Annotated in this window: 15 protein-coding genes; 14 read left to right on the top strand and 1 reads right to left on the bottom strand. The window is 40.3% G+C overall.

The genetic code is table 11. From position 1 onward, the window contains the following. The first annotated feature begins 257 nt into the window (after positions 1–257). The gene (locus LU635_RS14410; RefSeq protein WP_240100192.1) at positions 258–1,250 is read left to right on the top strand and encodes a Gfo/Idh/MocA family protein; all 993 of its coding nucleotides are present in this window, start codon (positions 258–260) and stop codon (positions 1,248–1,250) included. 107 nt (positions 1,251–1,357) lie between these two features. Here the strand turns inward: LU635_RS14410 and LU635_RS14405 are convergent, their stop codons facing one another. Then, positions 1,358–2,047, bottom strand: coding sequence for an NUDIX hydrolase (locus LU635_RS14405; RefSeq protein WP_240100191.1), 690 nt, complete (start codon positions 2,045–2,047; stop codon positions 1,358–1,360). A gap of 186 nt (positions 2,048–2,233) precedes the next feature. On the opposite strand from LU635_RS14405, the gene LU635_RS14400 reads away from it, so the two are divergent. The 13 genes from LU635_RS14400 to LU635_RS14340 all read left to right on the top strand — a co-directional run bounded on the left by LU635_RS14400 (position 2,234) and on the right by LU635_RS14340 (position 22,452). Further along, complete coding sequence (locus LU635_RS14400) at positions 2,234–5,248, top strand: SusC/RagA family TonB-linked outer membrane protein (protein ID WP_240100190.1); 3,015 nt, start codon at positions 2,234–2,236, stop codon at positions 5,246–5,248. Between the two features lie 26 nt (positions 5,249–5,274). Continuing rightward, positions 5,275–6,828, top strand: a complete 1,554-nt coding sequence (locus LU635_RS14395; protein ID WP_240100189.1) for a RagB/SusD family nutrient uptake outer membrane protein — start codon at positions 5,275–5,277, stop codon at positions 6,826–6,828. Between the two features lie 103 nt (positions 6,829–6,931). Next, the gene (locus LU635_RS14390; protein ID WP_423738496.1) at positions 6,932–8,479 is read left to right on the top strand and encodes an alpha-N-arabinofuranosidase; all 1,548 of its coding nucleotides are present in this window, start codon (positions 6,932–6,934) and stop codon (positions 8,477–8,479) included. A gap of 56 nt (positions 8,480–8,535) precedes the next feature. Then, positions 8,536–10,011 (top strand): arabinan endo-1,5-alpha-L-arabinosidase, encoded by a 1,476-nt coding sequence (locus LU635_RS14385; RefSeq protein ID WP_240100187.1) that lies wholly within the window; start codon positions 8,536–8,538, stop codon positions 10,009–10,011. Between the two features lie 5 nt (positions 10,012–10,016). Continuing rightward, positions 10,017–12,431, top strand: coding sequence for a glycoside hydrolase family 127 protein (locus LU635_RS14380; protein ID WP_240100186.1), 2,415 nt, complete (start codon positions 10,017–10,019; stop codon positions 12,429–12,431). Further along, entirely contained in the window at positions 12,421–13,410 is a 990-nt protein-coding gene (locus LU635_RS14375; RefSeq protein WP_423738495.1) for a glycoside hydrolase family 43 protein, read from the top strand. Before LU635_RS14380 ends, LU635_RS14375 begins: the two co-directional genes overlap by 11 nt. A 4-nt stretch (positions 13,411–13,414) precedes the next feature. After that, positions 13,415–14,401, top strand: a complete 987-nt coding sequence (locus tag LU635_RS14370) for an arabinan endo-1,5-alpha-L-arabinosidase (protein WP_240100185.1) — start codon at positions 13,415–13,417, stop codon at positions 14,399–14,401. 73 nt (positions 14,402–14,474) lie between these two features. After that, positions 14,475–15,578, top strand: coding sequence for a glycoside hydrolase family 43 protein (locus LU635_RS14365; protein ID WP_240100184.1), 1,104 nt, complete (start codon positions 14,475–14,477; stop codon positions 15,576–15,578). Positions 15,579–15,715: 137 nt separating this feature from the next. Then, positions 15,716–17,407 (top strand): ribulokinase, encoded by a 1,692-nt coding sequence (locus tag LU635_RS14360; protein WP_240100183.1) that lies wholly within the window; start codon positions 15,716–15,718, stop codon positions 17,405–17,407. Further along, positions 17,391–18,095: an L-ribulose-5-phosphate 4-epimerase gene (locus LU635_RS14355; protein WP_240100255.1), complete on the top strand. Its 705-nt coding sequence runs from the start codon at positions 17,391–17,393 to the stop codon at positions 18,093–18,095. The genes LU635_RS14360 and LU635_RS14355 overlap by 17 nt, the downstream gene beginning before the upstream one ends. Positions 18,096–18,113: 18 nt before the next feature. Continuing rightward, on the top strand, positions 18,114–19,622 hold the full coding sequence (araA, locus tag LU635_RS14350) for an L-arabinose isomerase (RefSeq protein WP_240100182.1): 1,509 nt from the start codon (positions 18,114–18,116) through the stop codon (positions 19,620–19,622). A 21-nt stretch (positions 19,623–19,643) separates the two neighbouring features. Next, entirely contained in the window at positions 19,644–20,831 is a 1,188-nt protein-coding gene (locus LU635_RS14345; RefSeq protein WP_240100181.1) for an aldose epimerase family protein, read from the top strand. 1 nt (position 20,832) lies between these two features. Next, positions 20,833–22,452, top strand: a complete 1,620-nt coding sequence (locus LU635_RS14340; RefSeq protein ID WP_240100180.1) for a sodium:solute symporter — start codon at positions 20,833–20,835, stop codon at positions 22,450–22,452. The last annotated feature ends 2 nt before the right edge of the window (positions 22,453–22,454 follow it).

Genomic DNA, 22,454 nt, shown 5'->3' with positions numbered 1-22,454 from the left:
AAGAGTCTTTTCCTTATTAGGGAGCTCAATACAAAATGACTTTATATTTTTTCAGGAAGATGGATATTAGTTAAGTGCTTTATAATTTCTTATGATGTAAATTACAATATATGTTTGAAATAAACATTTCTCTTGTAAGATTAATCTTAATATTGATTAAAAAATTAATTTATGCATATGTGTGGATTTAAAAGTTTGATGTTTTATATATTTCGAAAAATGGAATCTTTCTTTAATAACTGGCTAAGTGATTAATCATGCATAAGGATCTAAAAATCAAATGGGGTATCATTGGCTGTGGGGATGTGGTTCGCAAGAAAAGTGGCCCTGCGTTTAATAAAAATAATTTATCTGAACTTATAGCTGTAATGAGCCGGGATGGAATAAAGGCGAAAAAATTTGCCAAAATTCTTGGAGCAGAAAAGCATTTTGACAATGTTGAAACATTGCTAAAGGACAGGGAAATAAGTGCGGTATATATCGCTACTCCTCCATCGACTCACGCAGAACTGGCCATTCAAGCCCTGGAAGCTGGTAAAAATGTATACCTTGAAAAGCCAATGGCTTTATCATCAAAGGAGGTGTCAAAAATTATCAAGGTATTAAATACATCTGAATGTAAACTAACAATTGCTCATTACCGCAGAAGACTGCCTGCTTTTTTGAAAGTGAAAAAGCTTATCGATTCAGGGGCAATCGGAGAAATACGATTTGCAGATATCAGGATTTTGCAGCCTCTGAAATCTGATCTAATCGCAATGGGAGCTAACGAAGATTGGCGCATTAAACCCGAAATATCGGGAGGAGGCTATTTTCATGATTTGGCACCTCATCAGTTGGACCTGATGTTATTATATTTTGGGAATTACAGGTCATATTGCGGTATTTCGGGAAACCAATCCAGTAATTATGAGGCCGATGACTATGTAAACGGACTAATCCGGTTTGAAAACGGGATACATTTTCGCGGTATATGGAGTTTTAATATGTCAGTAAAAGAAAGTAAGGATGAGTGTTTGATATACGGCAGTAAGGGATACCTGAAATTTAGTTTTTTTGGGGAAAAGCTTGAGTTAGTATCTGATAGTAGTCATGATCTTTTCCATTTCAGAAATCCGAAGTATGTCCAGCAACCTATGATAGAAGCTACTGTAGATTATTTTCTGGATAATGGACCTAATCCATGTAGCGCTGAGGAGGGGCTAATGGTTATGAAAATTATGGATGGATTCTGTAATAATAATGATTAATGAGGTTTTATGATAGGCAACAGGATTGAGAAATATACAGGAAGCTAATTTGTGGTATTCTTAAAATTTGTGTCTGGTGAAAAAAATCAACTGGGAGAGAATTTAATTTAAACCTTAAACGAAAACCCTTCAGCTTTTTTTCTTTTATATTTTTCTTCATCAAACATATATAAAAAAGAGCCTTTCCTGGAAGAATTCATATCTTTTTCATCAAGCTTAATAAGAATATCCAGTGAATTGATTTTATTTATGAAGTTACGTTTATCAAGTTTCTGGTTCAGGATTGCCTCATATAATTTCTGCAATTGCCGCATAGTGAATTTTGGGGGCAATAGCTCAAAACCAAGTGGTTCTTTTGATGTTTTATAACGAAGCCTGCTTATGGCATGCTTAACCATAATGTTATGGTCAAAAATAAGATCTGGAGCTTTTTTTATACTGAACCATTTTGCAGAGTATTTTTCGATCAGTTCTGCATTATGATCTTCGATGTTTATCAGAGCATAGTAAGCAACGGAAATAGTTCGTTCTGCAGGATCCCTGTCTACTTTACTGTAGGAATGCAGTTGCTCCATATAAACATTATTGATTCCTGTAAGAGTACTTAGGATTCTGTCTGCCGCCTGATCTAGATTCTCGTTTTGCTTTAAGAAACCTCCCATTAATGACCATTTACCCTTTTCAGGTTCAAAATCCCTCTTGATTAATAAAATCTTTAATTCTTCCTTGTCAAAGCCAAAGATTATACAGTCTACGGCCAGGAGAACTTTATCCTCTGTTGAATAAGTATTAAGCATGGACAAATTTAGAAATTTTTGTAAAATCTAGCTTATTGGACAACCATTAATATATAAATCTTCCGCTAAGTTATTATATTTTCAAATATAGGTGTTAAAAATACACTTTTGATATTTTTTTTCTTGGTTTTATGGATATATTTGATAACATTTGTAAATGTTTAATACACACTTAAAACATAAATTATGAGAAAATATCAACTCAAGCGAAATCGATTTCGCTTTCTGTTTTATTTAACTCTTATTTTTAGCGTTCCGGTGGTTGCACAGAATATTACCGTTACCGGAACTGTATCTGCTAAAGATAATGGAGAGCCATTACCCGGCGTAAATATTATTCAGGAAGGAACTTCCAACGGAGTGGTAACAGATATGGATGGAGAATATTCTATTGAAGCTCCTTCTAATTCTACTCTTGTTTTTTCTTATCTCGGCTTCGTTACACAAGAAGTTGAAGTGGATGGCAGAGAAACTATAAATATTACTTTGACGTCAGACATGAATCAACTTGATGATATAGTTGTGGTAGGTTATGGTACACAAAAGAAATCAGACCTTACGGGCTCAGTCAGTGTAGTAGATGCCGATGAAGCGAAGAAAGTTATTTCGCCTGATGTCGCAAAATTGCTTCAGGGACAGGCTGCCGGTGTTACTGTTCAATCCTCCGGAGAACCGGGAGGTTTTGTGAACATTAAAATTAGAGGGGTGACCTCCTTCAATAATAATAATCCACTATTTGTTGTGGATGGAGTGATTGTAGATTCTCCATTCGATTTCCCTACCGGCGATATTGAGAGTATCCAGGTTCTTAAGGATGCATCTGCAGCCGCTATTTATGGTCAGCGTGGTGCTAATGGCGTAGTTATTATCACTACTGAAAAAGGAAAAGAAGGTACAAATCACATTACATACCGTTCTCAGGTTGGAATTCAAACTGTCCCAAACACTATTCCTCTTACCAACCGGGTGCAATATCAGGATATTACAAGTGCAGCCGAAATAAATGCGGGGCTTGAAGTTGTTCCTGGAAATGATCCTGACAGTGAATTCTATATTGATGATGTTGATACTGATTGGCAGGAGGTTGCTTATAAGACTGGAATGGTAGAAAATCATACACTTGGTTTTAGTGGTGGCTCAGGAACTATTAATTACAACCTGAATCTTGATTATTTCAAGAATAAAGGATATATCGAAACTCCCCAGGATTATGAAAGATATTCAGCAACACTGGACCTGAATGGTGAGAAAGGCAGGTTTAGATATGGCGGAAAGATTGCGGTGACCAGTTCAGATAAAAATAATTTCAGTGAATATCTGGCAGGACAAACAGCAGTAATAGATCTCCTCCAGGCAATTCCAACCATGCCGGTTTATGATGAAAATCGCCTGGGAGGATACGGTGGAGCAGATAATCTTACCCAGCGGGCAATTACTCTTAACGTAATTGGTTTTCAGAATCTGATTACCAACCTTAGTGAAAGAAACAGGTTCCTGGGGAATATTTATGGTGAATTTGATATTTTAGATGGCTTAACCTATAGATTCCGTGCAAGTGCAGACAGGCTAGACACCTACAATAAATTCTTTAATCCTCCAAGTGACCTGGGCTGGTATTATATTACTACCAATAGTGAGGCGGCGCTTGATGTGTCTAACGGAAGTACTTTGAGAACCATCGTGGATAATCTTTTAAGTTACGACAAGACCTTTGATGAACACACTATAAGTGCTTTGGCTGGGGTTATCCAGGAACGAAGTGATTATGAGGTTACTACAGGAAGAGGGGTAGGGTTTAAACCAGATGAGATCAGCAAAATCCAATTTGCTGATGCGATCTCAGGAACCGAGTATGAAAATACCGTAACCGCCCTGTCTTACTTAAGTCGTTTGAATTATGGTTATGATGACAGATACCTGTTAACTTTAAACTTTAGGCGTGATAAATCTTCATTATTTGCAGAGGAGAATAACACAGGAGATTATTTCTCTGTTTCAGGAGCCTGGAAATTGCATAATGAAAGTTTCTTTGAATTACCAGGATGGTGGAATTCCCTAAAATTACGTGGTGGATACGGGCAGTTAGGTAACAACACGATTGGTCCATATGACTACGCAGCCGTGGTGAATCCTTTTGCGAGTTACGCCTTCGGAAATAGCCTTGCTCCGGGTACTATTGCGATCGATATCAAAGACCCGGATGTAAAATGGGAAGACACTGAAACCTGGAATGCTGCCCTTGAAGCGGGACTTTTTAGCAATAAACTACAGTTTACTGCAGAATGGTTCAAAAAACGTTCGAGTGATCTTCTTGCAGATGTTCCGTTGCCATTTTCAACAGGTGCCTTTCCTGCAAGTATTACGACCAATGCTGCTATTGTAGAAAACACGGGTCTTGAATTTGCAGTTAGTTACAGCAATGCTGAAAGTGAATTTCAATATAATATTTCAGCAAATCTAGGTACTCTAGATAACGAAGTCCTCAAGATTGGTGCAGATGATATTCCAATTAGCGGGGCGGCTTCCAGGACTGAGGTCGGAAGGTCAATAGGTGAACTTTATGCATTTGAAACCGAAGGTCTGTTTCAGGATCAGGCAGAGATAGATGCTCATGCCGATCAGCCCGGAGCTGCTCCCGGGGATGTGAAGTTCAGGGATGTAAATGGTGATGGAATTATCACCGACGATGACCGTACTTTCCAAGGGGTTACTATACCTAAAATTAGTTATGGATTGAATTTTAGCAGTACTTATAAGAATTTTGACTTTTCATTTTTCTTTCAAGGGAACGCAGGAAATAAGGTCTTCAATGCGACTTATCAGAATCTAATGGTTGGGCAGTATACTAACCATCATATAGATTTGGTAGATTACTGGAGACCTGATAATACCGATACAAATGTACCCAGACCTGTTATTGGTGACCCGAATGGTAATAATAGACCTTCTGATAGGTTTATTGAAGATGGAAGTTACATAAAACTACAGAATCTTCAGCTCGGTTACTCAGTACCATTAGTGGAAGATTTGTTTATAAACAGCGCAAGGGTATATGTTACAGGACAAAATTTATGGACTATTAGCGATTATAGAGGTTACGATCCGGACTTTATAAGTGACGGGTTATTCTCAAGAGGTTTTGCCAGAGGAAGTTTTCCAAATCCAACTACCGTAGCTCTTGGTGTAGAAGTTCAATTTTAAGCAAAAACATCATAAAATATTAAGAAATGAAAAATATCAAATCTTTTTACCCACTCTTTTTGGCAGGGCTCTTCCTGTTAGGTGGATGTGTTAAAGAAGAGGATCTGGTACAACCCGATCCAAATGTCGAGACAACAGCATCGTTCTGGAAAAATGATCAGGATGCATTGCTGGGAGTGAATGCAGTTTACGGAAGTTTATTAACCGATGGTACTTACATGAGAAGTACTCCATTACTACTCGATCTTAAGGGAGATGATTCCAGAAGTCAGAGTCCATGGGGTGCTATGTATAATGTTGGTAGGTTCAATTCCAGTATTGCAGATCCGTCGATCTATGGCTGGGCTTATGAAACCTATTATCAGGGAATCTACCGGGCAAACCAGGTGCTGGAAAATGTACCAATGATAGAAATGGAGGATGAAGCTTTGAAGGAGCGAATTCTGGGTCAGGCGTATTTCCTTAGAGGTCTGTATCTTTTCCACGCTGTGAATATGTTCAAAAATGTTCCGGTTCCCACTTCTACTGAACTTTATCATGAACAGAAATCCCAGGAAGAGGGATGGGCTCAGGTAAAAGAAGATTTTACTACAGCCATAGAGATGTTACCTGTAAGTTATAATGATGTTTCCGGTTCCGATGCCGGGCAGGTTGGAAGAGCTACAAAAGGAGCGGCGATTGCATACCTGGCAAAGGCTCAGTTGTTCACTCAGGATTATGAAGGAGCGAAAGTAAATTTTAAAAGGGTGATAGACCTGGGTGTGTATTCACTGGTTCCAGATTATAAGGATAATTTTACCACAGAGAATGAGAATAACTCAGAGTCTATTTTTGAAGTTCAGTTTAGCCGTGAAGCTGGTGGAGTAGACCTTGGATGGGGTGGAGCACCTGCTTCGGGATGGGGTAAGACCTCGGCCAGAGCAATTACTTATGCTCCAAGAGGCTTTGGATGGACAGATGTTCAGCCTACTCAGACTCTTTTTGAAGAATTCATGAAGGAAGAAACGCTGAATGGTGAAAATGATCCTCGTTTAAATGTCACCATTGCATGGAATGACCCTGAGGGTTATACCTTATATGGTAAAGATTTCGCCACTTATTATGCAAATAACCCTTCTGATCTTAACGCACTTTTCGTAAATAAGTACCAGAATTCTTACGGGGATAGAACGGATGAATTTGACTGGCGATCGGGGATAAATGAAAGAATTTATAGATATGCAGACCTTCTGTTAATGTATGCTGAAGTCCTGAATGAGACCGGTGAAACCGATGCTGCTTACGATTATGTTCAAATGGTTAGGGATCGTGTGAACCTGCCTGATCTTAGAGAGATCAAGCCTAACATGACCCAGGAGGAAATGTTTGAGCAGATAGCACATGAAAGATTTTTAGAATTAGCCCTTGAAGGTCATCGATTTGATGATATAAGAAGATGGGGATGGCTAGATACCAGGCTGGATTGGTTGCAGGAAAGAGATCCTGAATTTGAAACCTATACAGATGGCCGGGAGTATTTCCCAATCCCTCAAACCGAAGTTGATAATAATCCTGGAACTGAACAAAATCCTGGATATTAATAGTGCTTAAATTAATAATTAATTTTAGTTGTTTTTAGCTAACTGAAGAATTCGGTGGTTTGAATTAAACCACCGGAATTCTTCTATCTTACAAGAATGTATTATGAAAAAGTTTAAATTTAGTTTTCCCATTTTCTTATTTATGTGTTCAAGCTTATCTGTACTTGCACAGGATGCACAGGTGAGTCTTCAATCTCCTGAAGACTCTGTAGTTATAAGCCGGCATATTTATGGCCACTTTGCCGAGCATCTGGGACGTTCTATCTATGATGGATTATATGTAGGGCCAGATAGTGATATTCCAAATACCGATGGAGTTCGTAATGATATTATTCAGGCATTAAAGGATATTCAAATTCCCAATTTAAGATGGCCAGGGGGCTGTTTTGCTGACACTTATCACTGGAAAGATGGAATTGGTCCTCAGGAAGATCGTCCCACTATTGTGAATACCTGGTGGGGAGGGGTTACTGAAGATAATAGCTTTGGAACCCACAATTTCCTGAATCTTTGTGAGGAGCTTGGAGCTGAACCCTACCTGGCTGGAAATGTTGGTAGTGGTGAAGTAAAAGAACTTTCAGATTGGGTTCAATATGTCAACCATGATGGAGTGAGTCCAATGGCCAAGCTTCGTAGAGAAAATGGCCGTGAAAAACCCTGGAATGTGAAATACTGGGGTGTTGGAAATGAGATGTGGGGTTGTGGAGGAAATATGACTCCGGAATTCTATGCCAATCTTTACCGGCAATATGCAACTTTTATGGGCGACTGGAATAATTCTGGCGGACTTTTCAGAATTGCTTCCGGTGCCAGTGAGGACGATTATCACTGGACCGAAGTGTTGATGCGTGACATACCGAAACATTTGATTGAAGGGGTTGCATTACATTCGTATTCGGTGATAGAATGGAATGATAAAGGTCCGGCTGTGGAATTTTCAGAAGACCAGTATTTTAAGACCATGACCAAAGCGCTCCGAATGGAAGAACTTATCAACAAGCACCTGGAAATAATGGATAAATATGATCCGGAACACGAGGTAGCTCTTGTTGTAGACGAGTGGGGTGGTTGGTATAATGTGGAAGAAGGTACGAATCCTGGCTTCCTTTATCAGCAAAATACCATGCGTGATGCCATGATTGCCGGAGCTACTCTTAATATCTTTAACAATCATGCAGACAGGGTTAAAATGGCAAACCTTGCACAAACTGTGAATGTATTACAAGCTGTTGCTCTTACCAAGGAAGAGAAAATGTTGCTTACACCTACCTACCATGTAATGAGAATGTATACCGTACATCATGATGCGACTCTGATTCCGGTAGAACTTAATGGAGTGAATTATACCTATAACGGCAAATCCCTGCCGGCAATATCTGTATCAGCTTCTAAATCTGAAGAGGGAAAAATTCACATCTCTCTTGTAAACATTGACTCTAAGAAAACAAATACAGTGGAGATCAACCTTGGAGATCTTGAAGCAGGGAAAATGGATGGAGAGATCCTAAGCAGTGCAAATCTTCAGGACCATAATACCTTTGACGATCCTGGTAATATAACACCAAAGGAGTTCAAAGATTTTAAGATAAAAAATGGAACTATCGAAGTGACCCTGCCACCATTTTCGGTAGTGATGCTATCTGAAAAATAATGACTGTAAGACTTTGTAACATATTGTTCTGTAGAATAATAATTTCCTGCTTTATTTTGCTGGTTACAGTTTCCTGTAGCAAGGAGGAGCCGGGAACAGATGATGCGCCCGGACCGAGTCTACCTGACCAGGGTGAAGATGGTGGAAATCCGGAACCGCCTGATAACTCCATAGACTTTTCAGCGATCACTGATACCTATCATCATGTGGCAGGTGCCGACAATGTCTATAGCTGGGGGCTGTACAATTCTCACGATCCTTCAATAATCAAGGAAGGTGATACCTATTACAGTTACAGTACCGATGTTTCCTTTGGTTCTGAAATTCGTCCTGGCATTCAAATTAGAAAATCAAGGAATCTGGTAGAATGGAGTTTTGTGGGATGGGTTTTCGATGGTTTACCACAACGGGGGAGGGAGTTCATAGAATCGAAGGGAGGAGATCCTTTCGATGCCTTATGGGCTCCTTACGCGATGAAAGTAGGGGACGAATACAGACTGTATTATTCCCTGAGCAGTCCTACACCCAGGTTAAGCGTTATAGGATTGGCAACATCAGATTCCCCTTTGGGTCCCTGGGAAGAACAGGGGTTGGTTGTGACTTCCCAGGCCGACAATACGAGGCAAACAAATGCTATAGACCCTACTGTAGTGGTTACTCCGGGCAATGAACATTGGTTCTATTATGGATCGGCATGGGACGGTATCTATTATTTTAAACTGAATCCTTCTACTGGACTTCCGGAAAATCCCGGGACCAAAGGTACAAGAATAGCTCAACGTGGATTTACAGGGGGAATTGTTAATGGAAATATTGAAGGTCCTGAAGTGATCTATCACGAAGAACAGGATAAGTACTATATGTTTATAGCATATGACTGGCTTCAGACAAAGTACAATGTCAGAGTTGGAAGGAGTGATTCACCTGACGGACCTTTCCTGGATTATAATGGAAATAATATTAATACTGAAATGGATAACCTTCCAATGATCCTGGCTCCATATCAGTTTAATGGCCATTCAGGTTGGCAGGGAGTTTCTCACCCATCGGTTTTTAGCGATGATAAAGGTCAGTATTATATGGCACACCAGGGAAGACCTGGGGAGAATAGCTATTTTATGGTGCTACATGTAAGAAAGATGCACTGGACAGAAGATGGATGGCCGGTGGTTTCTCCAGAACGTTATGCAGCTGTGGAGCAGGAAGGAATTGCAGAAGAAGACCTGGTTGGTTCTTATGAGCAGATCATATTAGGCTATCAGGTAGTACCTGGCTATGCTGAAGAACAAACTTCTCCTGATTTTCAGACTTCAATTAATCTTGAGCTGAATGCAGATGGTTCAATTAATGGAGATTCAGACAACCATTGGAGCTATGAGGCTCCATGGTTAACAATGGAATTCAGCAATGGATACACAGATAAACTCTACGTGGAGTGGGGCCGTGACTGGGAAAACAATGTTGATAAGACAATTTTATTCACAGGTCTGAACAACGATGGAACCGCAATCTGGGCAAAAAAAATAAACTGATATAAATGCATTGTAGAAATTCAGTATTAAAACGAAGAATCTCAGTAGTAACTCTCCTGATATTGCTTGCGGCATTCAATGCAAATGCCCAAAAGAAAAAACTGGAATTTTTCCTGCATAAGGATGTGAAGTTACTGGATAGTCCTTTTCAGGACGCCATGCAGGTAGACCTTGATTACATCATGGAGCTTGAACCTAACAGATTACTGGCTCCTTTTTTAAAGGAAGCCGGTCTGGAGCCTAAAGCCGAGAGCTATCCTAATTGGGAAAATACCGGTCTTGACGGACATATTGGGGGCCATTACCTAACTGCTTTATCGCTTATGTATGCTTCAACAGGGAAGAAGGAGGTGCTGAAGAGACTGGATTATATGCTACGGGAGCTGAAGCTCGCCCAGGACGCCATAGGTAATGGATATATAGGCGGAGTTCCCGGTAGCACCGAATTATGGGAGGAAATAGCTTCTGGAGATATAGATGCAGGTAGCTTTAGCCTGAACGACCGCTGGGTTCCTCTTTATAATATTCATAAAACCTATGCAGGATTGCGTGATGCTTATTTGTTTACTGGAAATGATCTTGCTAAGGAAATGCTTATTGATTATAGCGACTGGATGATTGATATTACCGAAGATCTTTCGGAAGAGCAGATACAGGATATGCTCCGCTCTGAACACGGAGGGCTTAATGAGGTTTTTGCCGATGTGGCTCAAATCACAGGAGATAAAAAGTATCTGGATCTGGCCTACAGGTTTTCTCATGAATATTTACTTCATCCTTTGGAAGAGCAAAAAGATGTCCTTAACGGAATGCATGCGAATACGCAGATCCCTAAAGTTGTCGGTTTTGAGACCATAGCATCCCTTGATGAAAATAAGGACTTTCATGAAGCTGCTAAATATTTCTGGGAGAATGTGGTAAAAAAGCGAACTGTGGCAATAGGCGGAAACAGTGTACGTGAACATTTTCACCCCACCAATGATTTTGCAAGTATGATATCCAGTGTACAGGGTCCCGAGACCTGTAACACCTATAACATGCTTAAACTAAGTAAAAAACTATTTCAGGCTGAAGCCGATGAGAAATATATTGATTATTATGAGCAGGGATTATACAACCATATTCTTTCCTCTCAACACCCTGAAAAGGGCGGGTTTGTATATTTTACACCGATGCGTCCCGGTCACTACAGGGTCTATTCTCAACCGGAAACCAGTTTCTGGTGTTGTGTGGGCTCTGGTCTGGAAAATCATGGAAAGTATAATGAGCTTATTTATGCTTATAAGAATAACGACCTTTATGTGAATCTGTTTATTCCTTCAAAGTTAAACTGGAAAGAGAAGGGAATTAGCCTTACCCAGCAAACCCATTTTCCTGAGCAGGAATCCACTTCATTTATTATAAATTCTAAAAGGCCACAAAAGCTAAACTTAAAATTGCGTTATCCACGTTGGATTCCGGCCGGTGAATTTGAAGTAGAGGTGAATGGAGAGGCCTTAAAATTTGATACTGAGCCTGGTTATTATGTTCCTATTGAAAGGAAGTGGAAAGATGGTGACAGGGTGGAGGTAAAACTGCCTATGCAACTTAGTTCTGAAAGACTGCCGGATGGGTCAGATTATAAATCTTTAAAATATGGCCCGATCGTATTGGCTGCCAAAACCGGTGAAGAAGATCTACAGGGACTTTTTGCAGATGCCAGCAGAGGAGGTCATATTGCGGCGGGTAAATCTATTCCACTTACCCAAATGCCATATTTCCTTTCAGACAAAACCGAAAATATTGAAAAACTGGTTAAAAAAGTACCTGGTAAATCTTTGACTTTTTCAGCTCCGGAAGTCTTATACCCTGAGAGGTATAAAGATCTGAAGTTTATTCCTTTTTATAAGCTACATGAATCCAGGTATGTTATATACCTGCCACTGGAAACTACAGAAGGAATTAAAGAAATAAATGAAAAATTGAGACAACTGGAGGAAGAAGAAAAAATTCTTGCCGCTCTTACCATCGATATGGTTGCTCCCGGAGAACAGCAACCGGAGGCCGATCACTTTATTGAAAGTGAAGATTCAAATATTGGGGTAAACCGAAATCGTCACTGGCGTGATGCCCAGGGTTGGTTTAGCTATCGACTTGTGGATAAGGAAGAGGAAGCGCGAAGGCTTAGAATCACTTATTTTGGAGGAGATAGCAATAGGGATTTTAAGATTCTGGTAAATGATAAGCTAATTGCTCAAGAAAGTTTTAACGGTCTGGAAGGGAACCGGTTTTTTGAAAAAGACTATACCATTCCTCCGGGTATCCTGAAGAAAAGTGAGGGGGTACTTATTCTTAGATTTGAAGCAATGCCTGGTTCAAGTACGGCTGGTGTATACGGAATTAGATTAATGAAAAATAACGATAAACAGAATGAAAAGTAACTTTAAAATTCTTGCAATAGCTATGGCCCTGCTTGGGGGAATTTCTTTAAATGCACAGCATGAGTCGGATTCTATTAACGAAAACTTCAATAATCCCATAATTACAGATAAATATACAGCCGATCCGGCAGCTATAATTCATGATGGTAAAGTCTATTTATATGTAGGTCACGATGATCCTGCAGATGATTATAATTTCTATGATCTGAATGAATGGCTGGTTTATTCTTCAGATGATATGGTTAACTGGGAAGAGCATCCGGTACCATTAAAAGCTAAGGATTTTAAATGGGCAGTAGATGATGCCTGGGCTGCTGAAGTTATTGAAAAGGATGGTAAATTTTACTGGTATGTTACGGTACATCATGATGATACACACCCTGGTAAAGCCATTGGAGTTGCTGTGGCTGATAGTCCTATAGGACCTTTTAAAGATGCAATAGGAAAAGCTCTTATCACTAATGATATGACTACGGAATATACAGGCATTAGCTGGGATGATATAGACCCTACTGTCTGGATCGAGGATAATGGACAGGCCTATCTATACTGGGGAAACACCCAATTGTACTGGGTGAAATTAAAAGATAACATGATTGAGCTGGATGGAGATATACAAACAGTGGATTTGCCCCATTTTGTAGAGGCACCATATATTCATAAAAAGGGAGATTGGTATTACCTCTCCTATGCCTATGACTTTCCGGAGAAAACGGCTTATGCAATGAGTAAATCTATTGAAGGGCCCTGGGAGTATAAAGGGATCCTGAATGAAGTAGCCGGCAACAGTAATACCAATCACCAGGCCATCATAGAATTCAAAGGAATAGATTATTTTATCTATCACAATGGAAGCAAACCCACTAAAGGAGGAAGTTACAGGCGCTCAGTTTGTATTGATCAGTTATTTTACAATGCCGATGGCACTTTGAAAAGGGTTCAAATGACTTCTGAAGGAATTTCAAAACTAGAAGAATAGAGATATGAAAAATTTAAATTTAATTTTCCTGGTTACTTTATTATTAGGGTTCAGTGCATCTGCCCAGGATACCCGGGAGATCCGGGTCCACGATCCTGTAGTCGCGAAAGAAGGTGATACCTACTATTTGTTCAATACCGGTAGAGGCATAGGAGTTTATACTTCGAAAGACCTGCAAAACTGGGAAAGAGGAGAAGCCGTATTCAGCGAAAAACCTGAATGGACAGATTCTGTGGTGGCAGATTTCAGAAATCATATCTGGGCTCCCGATATTATTAAAAAAGGAGATACCTGGTATTTGTATTATTCGGTTTCTTCATTTGCCAAGAATACCTCGGCTATTGGAGTAGCTACTAATAAAACCCTCGATCCTGAAAGTGAAGATTATGAATGGGTAGATCATGGCATTGTTGTTCGTTCCGTTCCGGACCGTGATATGTGGAATGCTATTGATCCTAATATCATCTATGATGATAACGGTACTCCGTGGATGTCTTTTGGCTCCTTCTGGAATGGTTTGAAAATGGTAAAGCTGAATGATAGTCTTACCGGGATCGCCAAACCAGAAGAATGGCGTACGATTGCCAGGAGAGAAAGGTCCTTTGAATTAGATAATAAGGATCCGGGAGATGCAGCTCTGGAAGCTCCTTTTATTTTTAAAAAGGGAGACTGGTATTACCAGTTTCTTTCATGGGATCTTTGTTGCAGAGGAGAGAACAGTACCTATAAGGTAGTGGTAGGAAGATCGAAAAATGCTACCGGCCCTTATGTGGACAAATCCGGTAAGCCATTGAACGAAGGTGGAGGAACTCTTATTCTTCAGGGAAATGAGAACTGGTACGGTGCAGGTCATAACAGTGTCTATAGCTTCGATGGAAAGGATTATATGTTCTTCCATGCCTACGATGCCAATGATGATGGAGCTCCCAAATTAGGAATTAAGGAAATTGAATGGGTGAATGGCTGGCCTACTGTACAGCCCATGAATTAAAGGAATAAAATGGTGCCATGATTAGATATAAAAACCTGACCTTAGAATAAGGATAATTAAAATAAGAACTGATATGACGACAAAATCATTTATAAACCTGGTACTTGTAACTTTTTCTTTGTTGGGAGTTACAAATTTTTCGCAAGTAAATGCGCAAGATCATACGGCTGAGAATAAAAATATTAAGATATCCAACGAACCAATCGTCATGCAACGAGCAGATCCATTTGTCTACAAACATACAGACGGTTACTATTATTTTACAGGTTCTGTCCCAACATACGATGCTATAGAAATTAGAAGGGCAAAAACCATTGAGGGGTTGCAAGATGCAGAGCCTTTTACGGTATGGAAAAAGCACGAAAGTGGACCGATGAGTCGTCACATTTGGGCACCGGAAATTCATTATTTAGATGGAAAGTGGTATGTATATTTTGCAGCGAGTGAAGAAGACGATATATGGAAGTTGAGACCTTATGTGTTGGAATTAAAAGGTCAGGATCCATTAAAGGATGAGTGGGTTGAGCTTGGAATGATGCAAGCTGCAGACGATGATCCCAAAAGCTTTACCGATTTTTCTCTAGACGGAACTGTCTTTGAACACAATGGAAAACGCTACTTCATTTGGGCAGAAAAAACAGGTGGACAATTCGCTGCCTCTAATTTGTATTTAGCTGAAATGGAATCGCCAATTAAGTTAAAAACAGTCCAGTTTATGCTAACCACACCAGATTACGATTGGGAGCGTATTGATTTTTGGGTGAATGAAGGAGCTGCAGTTATTAAAAATAAAGGCAAAATTTACATTACTTATTCAGCCAGTTCCACTGGACCTGCTTATAGTATGGGAATGTTGGAAGCCGATGCGAATGCTGATTTATTGGATAGAAATTCCTGGAAAAAGTCAAGATATCCTGTTTTAAAAACTAATGAAGAAAAGGGTATATATGGTCCGGGACATAATTCCTTTACCGTCGATAAGGACGGAGATCCATTAATGATTTATCATGCAAGAGATTACGAAAAGGCAGTTGGAGATCCAAAAATGGTGCCTGAATCAGATAAAAGACCGTTAGAAGCAATTAAGGCAGATCCTTTATACGATCCTAATCGTCATGCAAGAATGATGGAGGTAAAGTTTGATAAAAACGGAAGACCGATTTTTGAATTTTACTAGAAAGAGGTGAAAAAAGGATATACTACAAATAAGCAATATGATTGCATTTCTAATAATTAGATAAATCCTAAAATTAATAAGTGTTTTAATTACAATTATTAAATGAAATTGATATATTTGAATCCAAAGTTTTAAAGATGAGTAATTATGTAATTGGCTTGGATTACGGTTCAGATTCGGTTCGCGCCGTTCTGGTGAACACCGAATCTGGAAAGGAAGTAGCCTCTGCGGTGCATTGGTATAAGAGATGGGAGAAGCAATTATACTGCAAACCTTCTCAAAACCAGTTCAGGCAGCATCCCCTGGACCATGTGGAGGGGCTTGAAAATACGATAATAGAAGTAATTGCCTTGTCAAAGGTAAAGGCTGAAGAAGTAAAAGGTATCTGTATAGATACCACCGGATCTTCTCCGGTACCTGTGACCAAAGAAGGAAAACCTCTTGCCTTTGAAAAGGGATTTGAAGCGAATCCAAATGCAATGATGGTACTTTGGAAAGATCATACTTCTATAAAGGAAGCCAATGAGATCAATGAACTGGCCAGGAGCTGGGGAGGTTTGGATTATACCAAATATGAAGGAGGGATATATTCATCGGAATGGTTCTGGGCCAAGATCCTGCATGTAGCCAGGGAAGATGAAGCTGTAAAGAATGCAGCTTATTCCTGGATGGAGCACTGCGATCTAATGACCTATATGCTGGTAGATTCCGATCTTGAGAGTTTTAAACGGAGTCGTTGCGCCGCAGGGCATAAGGCTATGTGGCACGAGGAATGGGACGGATTGCCTTCGGAAGAATTTCTTGGGAAACTGGATCCCTATCTGGCCCAATTGAGAACCAGGCTTTACCGGGAGACCTATACTTCTGATGAGGTTGCCGGAACATTAAATAAAGAATGGGCCGATAAGTTAGGTCTTACCACAGACTGTGTAGTAGCTGTGGGAACCTTTGATGCACATGCCGGAGCAGTTGGCGCACAGATAGACAAACACGCTCTGGTACGGGTAATGGGGACTTCCACCTGTGATATTATCGTGTCTGAAGATTCTGAAATTGGGAATAATACGGTTAAAGGTATCTGCGGACAGGTGGACGGTTCGGTTATCCCGGGTATGATAGGGCTTGAGGCGGGACAGTCTGCTTTTGGAGATGTGCTGGCCTGGTTTAAGGATGTGCTTAGCTGGCCTTTGGATAATCTGGTTTATACCTCCAACGTGCTTTCTGAAGATCAGAAGAGAAAACTCCAGAAGGAAGTTAATAATGACTTTATACCAAAATTATCGGAACAGGCAGAAAAACTGGAGCTTTCAGAAAGTATTCCGATAGCTTTAGATTGGATTAACGGAAGACGAACTCCTGATGCCAACCAGGAACTTAAGAGTGCTATAAGCAATCTTTCCCTGGGAACAAAAGCTCCTCATATCTTTAATGCTTTAGTGAATGCCATTTGTTTTGGTTCCAAAATGATCGTGGAGCGTTTTCAAAGTGAAGGAGTGAAAATAGATACTGTAATAGGCATTGGAGGAGTGGCCCGTAAATCGGCTTATATCATGCAAACTCTTGCCAATGTTCTGAACATGCCGATAAAGGTGGCGGAATCTGATGAGGCGCCGGCCCTTGGAGCCGCTATCTATGCCTCGGTAGCCGCTGGCTTGTTCCCCAATGTGATTGAAGCCAGTAAGAAACTGGGAAGCCCTTTTGAGGCAGAGTACCATCCGAAACCTGAAAAGATAGAAGCGTACCAGGAATATCTGGAAGAATATAAAGAACTTGCTGCTTTTGTAGAGAAGAACATCAGCAATAAAATCAATAATAATGAGCTCGTATAAAGAATTGAAACAGGAGTGTTACCAGGCCAACATGCAGTTAAACGATCTTGGTCTTGTGATTTATACCTTTGGAAATGTAAGCGCGGTGGATCGTGAAAAAGAAGTTTTCGCTATCAAACCTAGCGGAGTGCCTTATGAAGACCTGAAGCCGGAAGACATCGTGATCCTGGATTTTGAGAATAACGTGATCGAAGGTGAAATGAGGCCTTCCTCAGATACCAAGACCCATGCTTTTTTATATAAGAACTGGGAAAATATTGGAGGAATAGCACATACCCACGCTACCTACTCTGTGGCATGGGCGCAGTCTCAGAAGGATATCCCGATTTTTGGAACTACCCATGCCGATCACCTAACCGAAGATATTCCCTGTGCGGCCCCAATGCGAGATGATCTTATTGAAGGCAATTATGAGCACAACACCGGCATACAGATCCTCGACTGTTTTAAAGAAAAAGGAATTTCCTATGAGGAAGTACCTATGGTTCTTTTAGGAAACCACGGCCCTTTCACCTGGGGTAAGAATGCTGCAAAAGCTGTATATCATAGTAAAGTTCTGGAAGCAGTGGCTGAAATGGCCTTTTTAACACTTCAGATAAACCCTGATGCACCCCGTTTAAAAGATTCATTAATTAAAAAACATTACGAGCGTAAGCATGGTAAGGATGCCTATTACGGTCAGAAATAACCATATAAAAAATTAAAAATGACAGATTTTAAAAATAAAGAAGTTTGGTTTATTACCGGAAGCCAGCATTTATACGGCGAAGAAACCCTGAAACAGGTTGCGGCCAATTCTGCAGAAATAGTTAAGGGGTTAAACAAATCAGCTTTTGTTCCGGTAAAACTGGTTCATAAAAACACGGTAAAGACCCCGGATGAGATTACCCAGGTAATGCTGGAGGCAAATAATAACCAGAATTGTATAGGGATTATTACCTGGATGCATACCTTTTCTCCTGCCAAAATGTGGATCAATGGATTAAGTATTCTTAAAAAGCCGATCTGTCATTTCCATACTCAATTTAATGCAGAGATCCCATGGAGTAAGATAGATATGGATTTTATGAATTTGAATCAGTCGGCGCACGGAGATCGTGAATTCGGATTCATTATGTCAAGAATGCGTAAAAAGCGTAAGGTGGTCGTTGGTCACTGGAAGACTGAAGCAACTCAGCGTAAAGTTGGGAACTGGCAACGTGTAGCTATGGGATGGGACGAATTGCAAAACCTGAAAGTTGCCCGTATTGGGGACAATATGAGGCAGGTTGCAGTGACCGAAGGAGATAAGGTGGCCGCCCAGATCAAATTTGGCGTAGAGGTTAACGGCTATGATTCTTCCGATGTTGTAAAACATATTAATGCCGTTTCCGATTCTGATCTAAATACACTGCTTAAAGAATATGAAGAGACTTATACGCTTACAGACTCCTTAAAGGAAGGAGGGGATAAGCGACAATCCCTGGTTGATGCAGCGAAGATTGAACTGGGACTTAGAGCCTTTTTAGAGGAAGGAGGATTTAAAGCCTTTACTGATACTTTTGAGAACCTTGGGGAACTCAAGCAATTACCGGGACTTGCAGTACAACGGCTAATGGCTGACGGTTATGGCTTTGGAGCCGAAGGTGACTGGAAAACAGCAGCTTTATTAAGAGCGATGAAGGTAATGGCTCAGGGACTTGAAGGCGGTACTTCATTTATGGAAGACTACACCAATCATTTTAAGGCTGAACGATCTTATGTATTAGGTTCACACATGCTGGAGATCTGTCCGAGTATTGCAGACGCCAAACCATCTTGTGAGGTACATCCTTTAGGAATTGGTGGAAAAGAAGATCCGGTGAGACTGGTATTCAACTCACCTGAAGGAGAAGCCTTGAATGCTTCGTTGGTTGATATGGGTAACCGTTTCAGACTTATTGTAAACGAAGTAGAAGCTGTTGAGCCAGAAGCAGACCTTCCTAACCTACCGGTTGCCAGGGTACTTTGGGATCCCAAACCAGATATGGATACGGCCGTGACATCATGGATCCTTGCCGGAGGAGCCCATCATACGGTTTATACCCAGGCCTTATCTACAGAATTCCTGGAGGATTTTGCAGATATAGCCGGAATCGAATTGTTAGTTATCGATGATAAGACTACGGTAAGACAATTCAAAGATACTCTTAATGCTAACGAAGCCTATTATCACTTGTTCCAGCACGGAATGTAAGAATACTATAACCAATTGATTATGAAAAATTATAATAAAATTCTCAGATTAGCCTTCCTGGCAGTTTTGCTTGTTTTTATACAATGTAAGAATGCTACTGAAAATGAATCTGAACAAGAAGAATCTAAAATGGAAGAAAAAGGATTTAGTGTTAAAACAGAAAGCTTTGGAGAAACTTCAAATGGAGAGGCCGTCGAGAAATATATAATTTCGAACGATGAAGGACTTGAAATGGCTGTTATCACTTATGGTGGTATCATTACATCCTTAAAAGTTCCCAATAAAGAAGGAGAATATGAAGATGTTGTCCTTGGTTTGGATTCGCTTTCTCTGTATGAGGAAAAGAACCCTTATTTCGGCGCTATTATCGGCCGCTATGGAAACCGAATCGCTAAAGGTAAATTCTCGCTAGACGGAACTGAATATGTTTTGGAAACTAATGATGGTGAAAATCATCTACATGGTGGGGAAAAAGGATTTGACAAGGTTGTATGGGATGCAGAAGTTACCGAAGCTGAAGATTCGGTTTCCCTAAAGCTTTCTTATACCAGCAAGGATATGGAAGGTGGCTATCCGGGTAATCTCGAAACAGTGGTTACTTACACCCTTACTTCAGATAACACCCTGGATATAGATTATGAGGCGACCACAGATAAAAAGACTATAGTGAATCTTACACAGCATTCCTATTTCAACCTTTCTGGAGATTTCAGTGAAAAGATTCTGGACCATGTAGTTGAGATCAATGCCGATCAGTTTCTGCCTGTCGATGAAACCCTGATTCCAACCGGAGAATTAAAACCGGTAGAAGGAACCCCATTCAATTTTACGGAACCAAAAAAAATAGGGGCAGAACTGGATAAGGAGGGGACCAATGAACAGCTAAAACGCGGACTGGGTTATGATCATTGCTGGGTCTTGAATGAGCAGGATAGTGGCGTAAGATTTGCCGCTTCCGCTTATCACCCTGGTAGTGGTCGTTTTATGGAAGTATTCACTAATGAGCCGGGAATTCAGTTCTACATTGGTAATTTTCTTGATGGAACACTTCCGGCAAAAGGAGGTGGGACTTATGAAAAGAGAACAGGTTTTTGTCTGGAAACACAGCATTATCCGGATTCTCCAAATCAGGAAGGTTTTCCTTCTGTAGTACTTGAACCAGGAGAAAAATATGCTTCTCAAACTTCTTACAAATTTTCAGTAAAATAATATGCAGACTTTAGATACTTTAGACTGGATCACTATATCCATATATTTCGCTATACTCCTTGGAATTGCGGTTTGGGTGATCAATAAGAAACAATCGAATACCGAAGATTACTTTTTAGCGGGAAGAAATGTTGGATGGTTTGTGGTTGGTGCTTCCATTTTTGCTTCCAATATCGGTTCAGAGCACGTGGTGGGACTTGCCGGAGCCGGAGCAGGGGATAAACTTCCCATGCTTATCTATGAAATTCAGGCGTGGGTAGTACTTATCCTGGGTTGGGTTTTTCTGCCCTTCTATGCAAGAAGTGGTGTGTTCACTATGCCTGAATTCCTGGAAAAAAGATTTGACGCCAGGTCAAGATGGGTACTTTCGGTTTTCTCGATCATTGCTTATGTTCTTACCAAAATTTCGGTAACTATCTATGCCGGTGGTGTGGTTGTTTCTGCTTTGCTGGGAATAGATTTCTGGACAGGGGCTTTAGGAACTGTTATTTTAACCGGACTTTATACTGTTCTTGGTGGAATGCGCGCAGTAGTATATACTGAAACCCTTCAGGCCATCATCCTGGTTATTGGAGCAGCAGCATTAACCTTTATAGGTCTTGATAAAGTTGGTGGCTGGGAAAGTATGACCCAGACCGTTGGACCTGAATATTTTGATATGTGGCGACCAGCAACCGATCCTGACTTTCCATGGCCGTCGTTATTAATAACAAGTACGATTGTAGGTGTCTGGTATTGGTGTACAGATCAGTATATTGTACAAAGGGCGCTCACTGCAAGAAATATTAAAGAAGGACGTAGAGGTACTATTTTTGGAGCCTTATTGAAATTGCTACCTGTATTTCTTTTTTTAATTCCGGGTATTATTGCACTTACGCTTAAGATGAGAGGAGAACTGCACTGGGATTCACCAGATGAAGCCTTTCCTGTATTGATGAGTAATTTATTGCCATCCGGTTTACGCGGACTTGTAGCGGCAGGTTTACTTGCAGCTCTAATGAGTTCATTAGCCTCCGTATTTAACTCATGCTCTACTTTATTCACCGTAGATATCTATAAAAAATTAAGACCTAATACACCGGAAAAGAAACTTGTGCAAACAGGACAGATCGCAACAGTAATTATTGTAATTATAGGAATCGCCTGGATACCAATCATGGCGAATATTTCCGGAGTTTTATATGAATACCTGCAAAGTGTTCAGTCTTATATTGCACCACCTATAACGGCCGTATTCCTTCTCGGAATATTTTATAAAAGGATCAATGCTCAGGGAGCTATAACAACACTTGTTGTAGGCCTAGTAGTAGGTGCGGTTAGAATTACTCTTGAAATTGTAAAGGATTCTCTGGATCCGGACGGAATCTTATATATGCTTGGAAATATGAATTTCCTTTCTTTCGGAGCCTGGTTTTTCCTTTTCTGTATTGTGTTGATTGTGGCGGTAAGTCTGCTTACTCCTGCACCTTCAGATGAAAAAATTGAAAACCTTACGTTCCAGACAATTTCAGAAGAAGAAAAGAGAAATAATAAAACGAGTTATAACTGGAAGGATATTGTGGTTTCAATTATAATTCTAGCGATAGTAGCGGGAGTAATGATATTTTTTAACGGAGAATAATT

This window comes from Christiangramia crocea (assembly GCF_022410465.1).
Lineage (GTDB): Bacteria > Bacteroidota > Bacteroidia > Flavobacteriales > Flavobacteriaceae > Christiangramia > Christiangramia crocea.
This window is presented reverse-complemented; position numbering and strand designations above follow the sequence as displayed.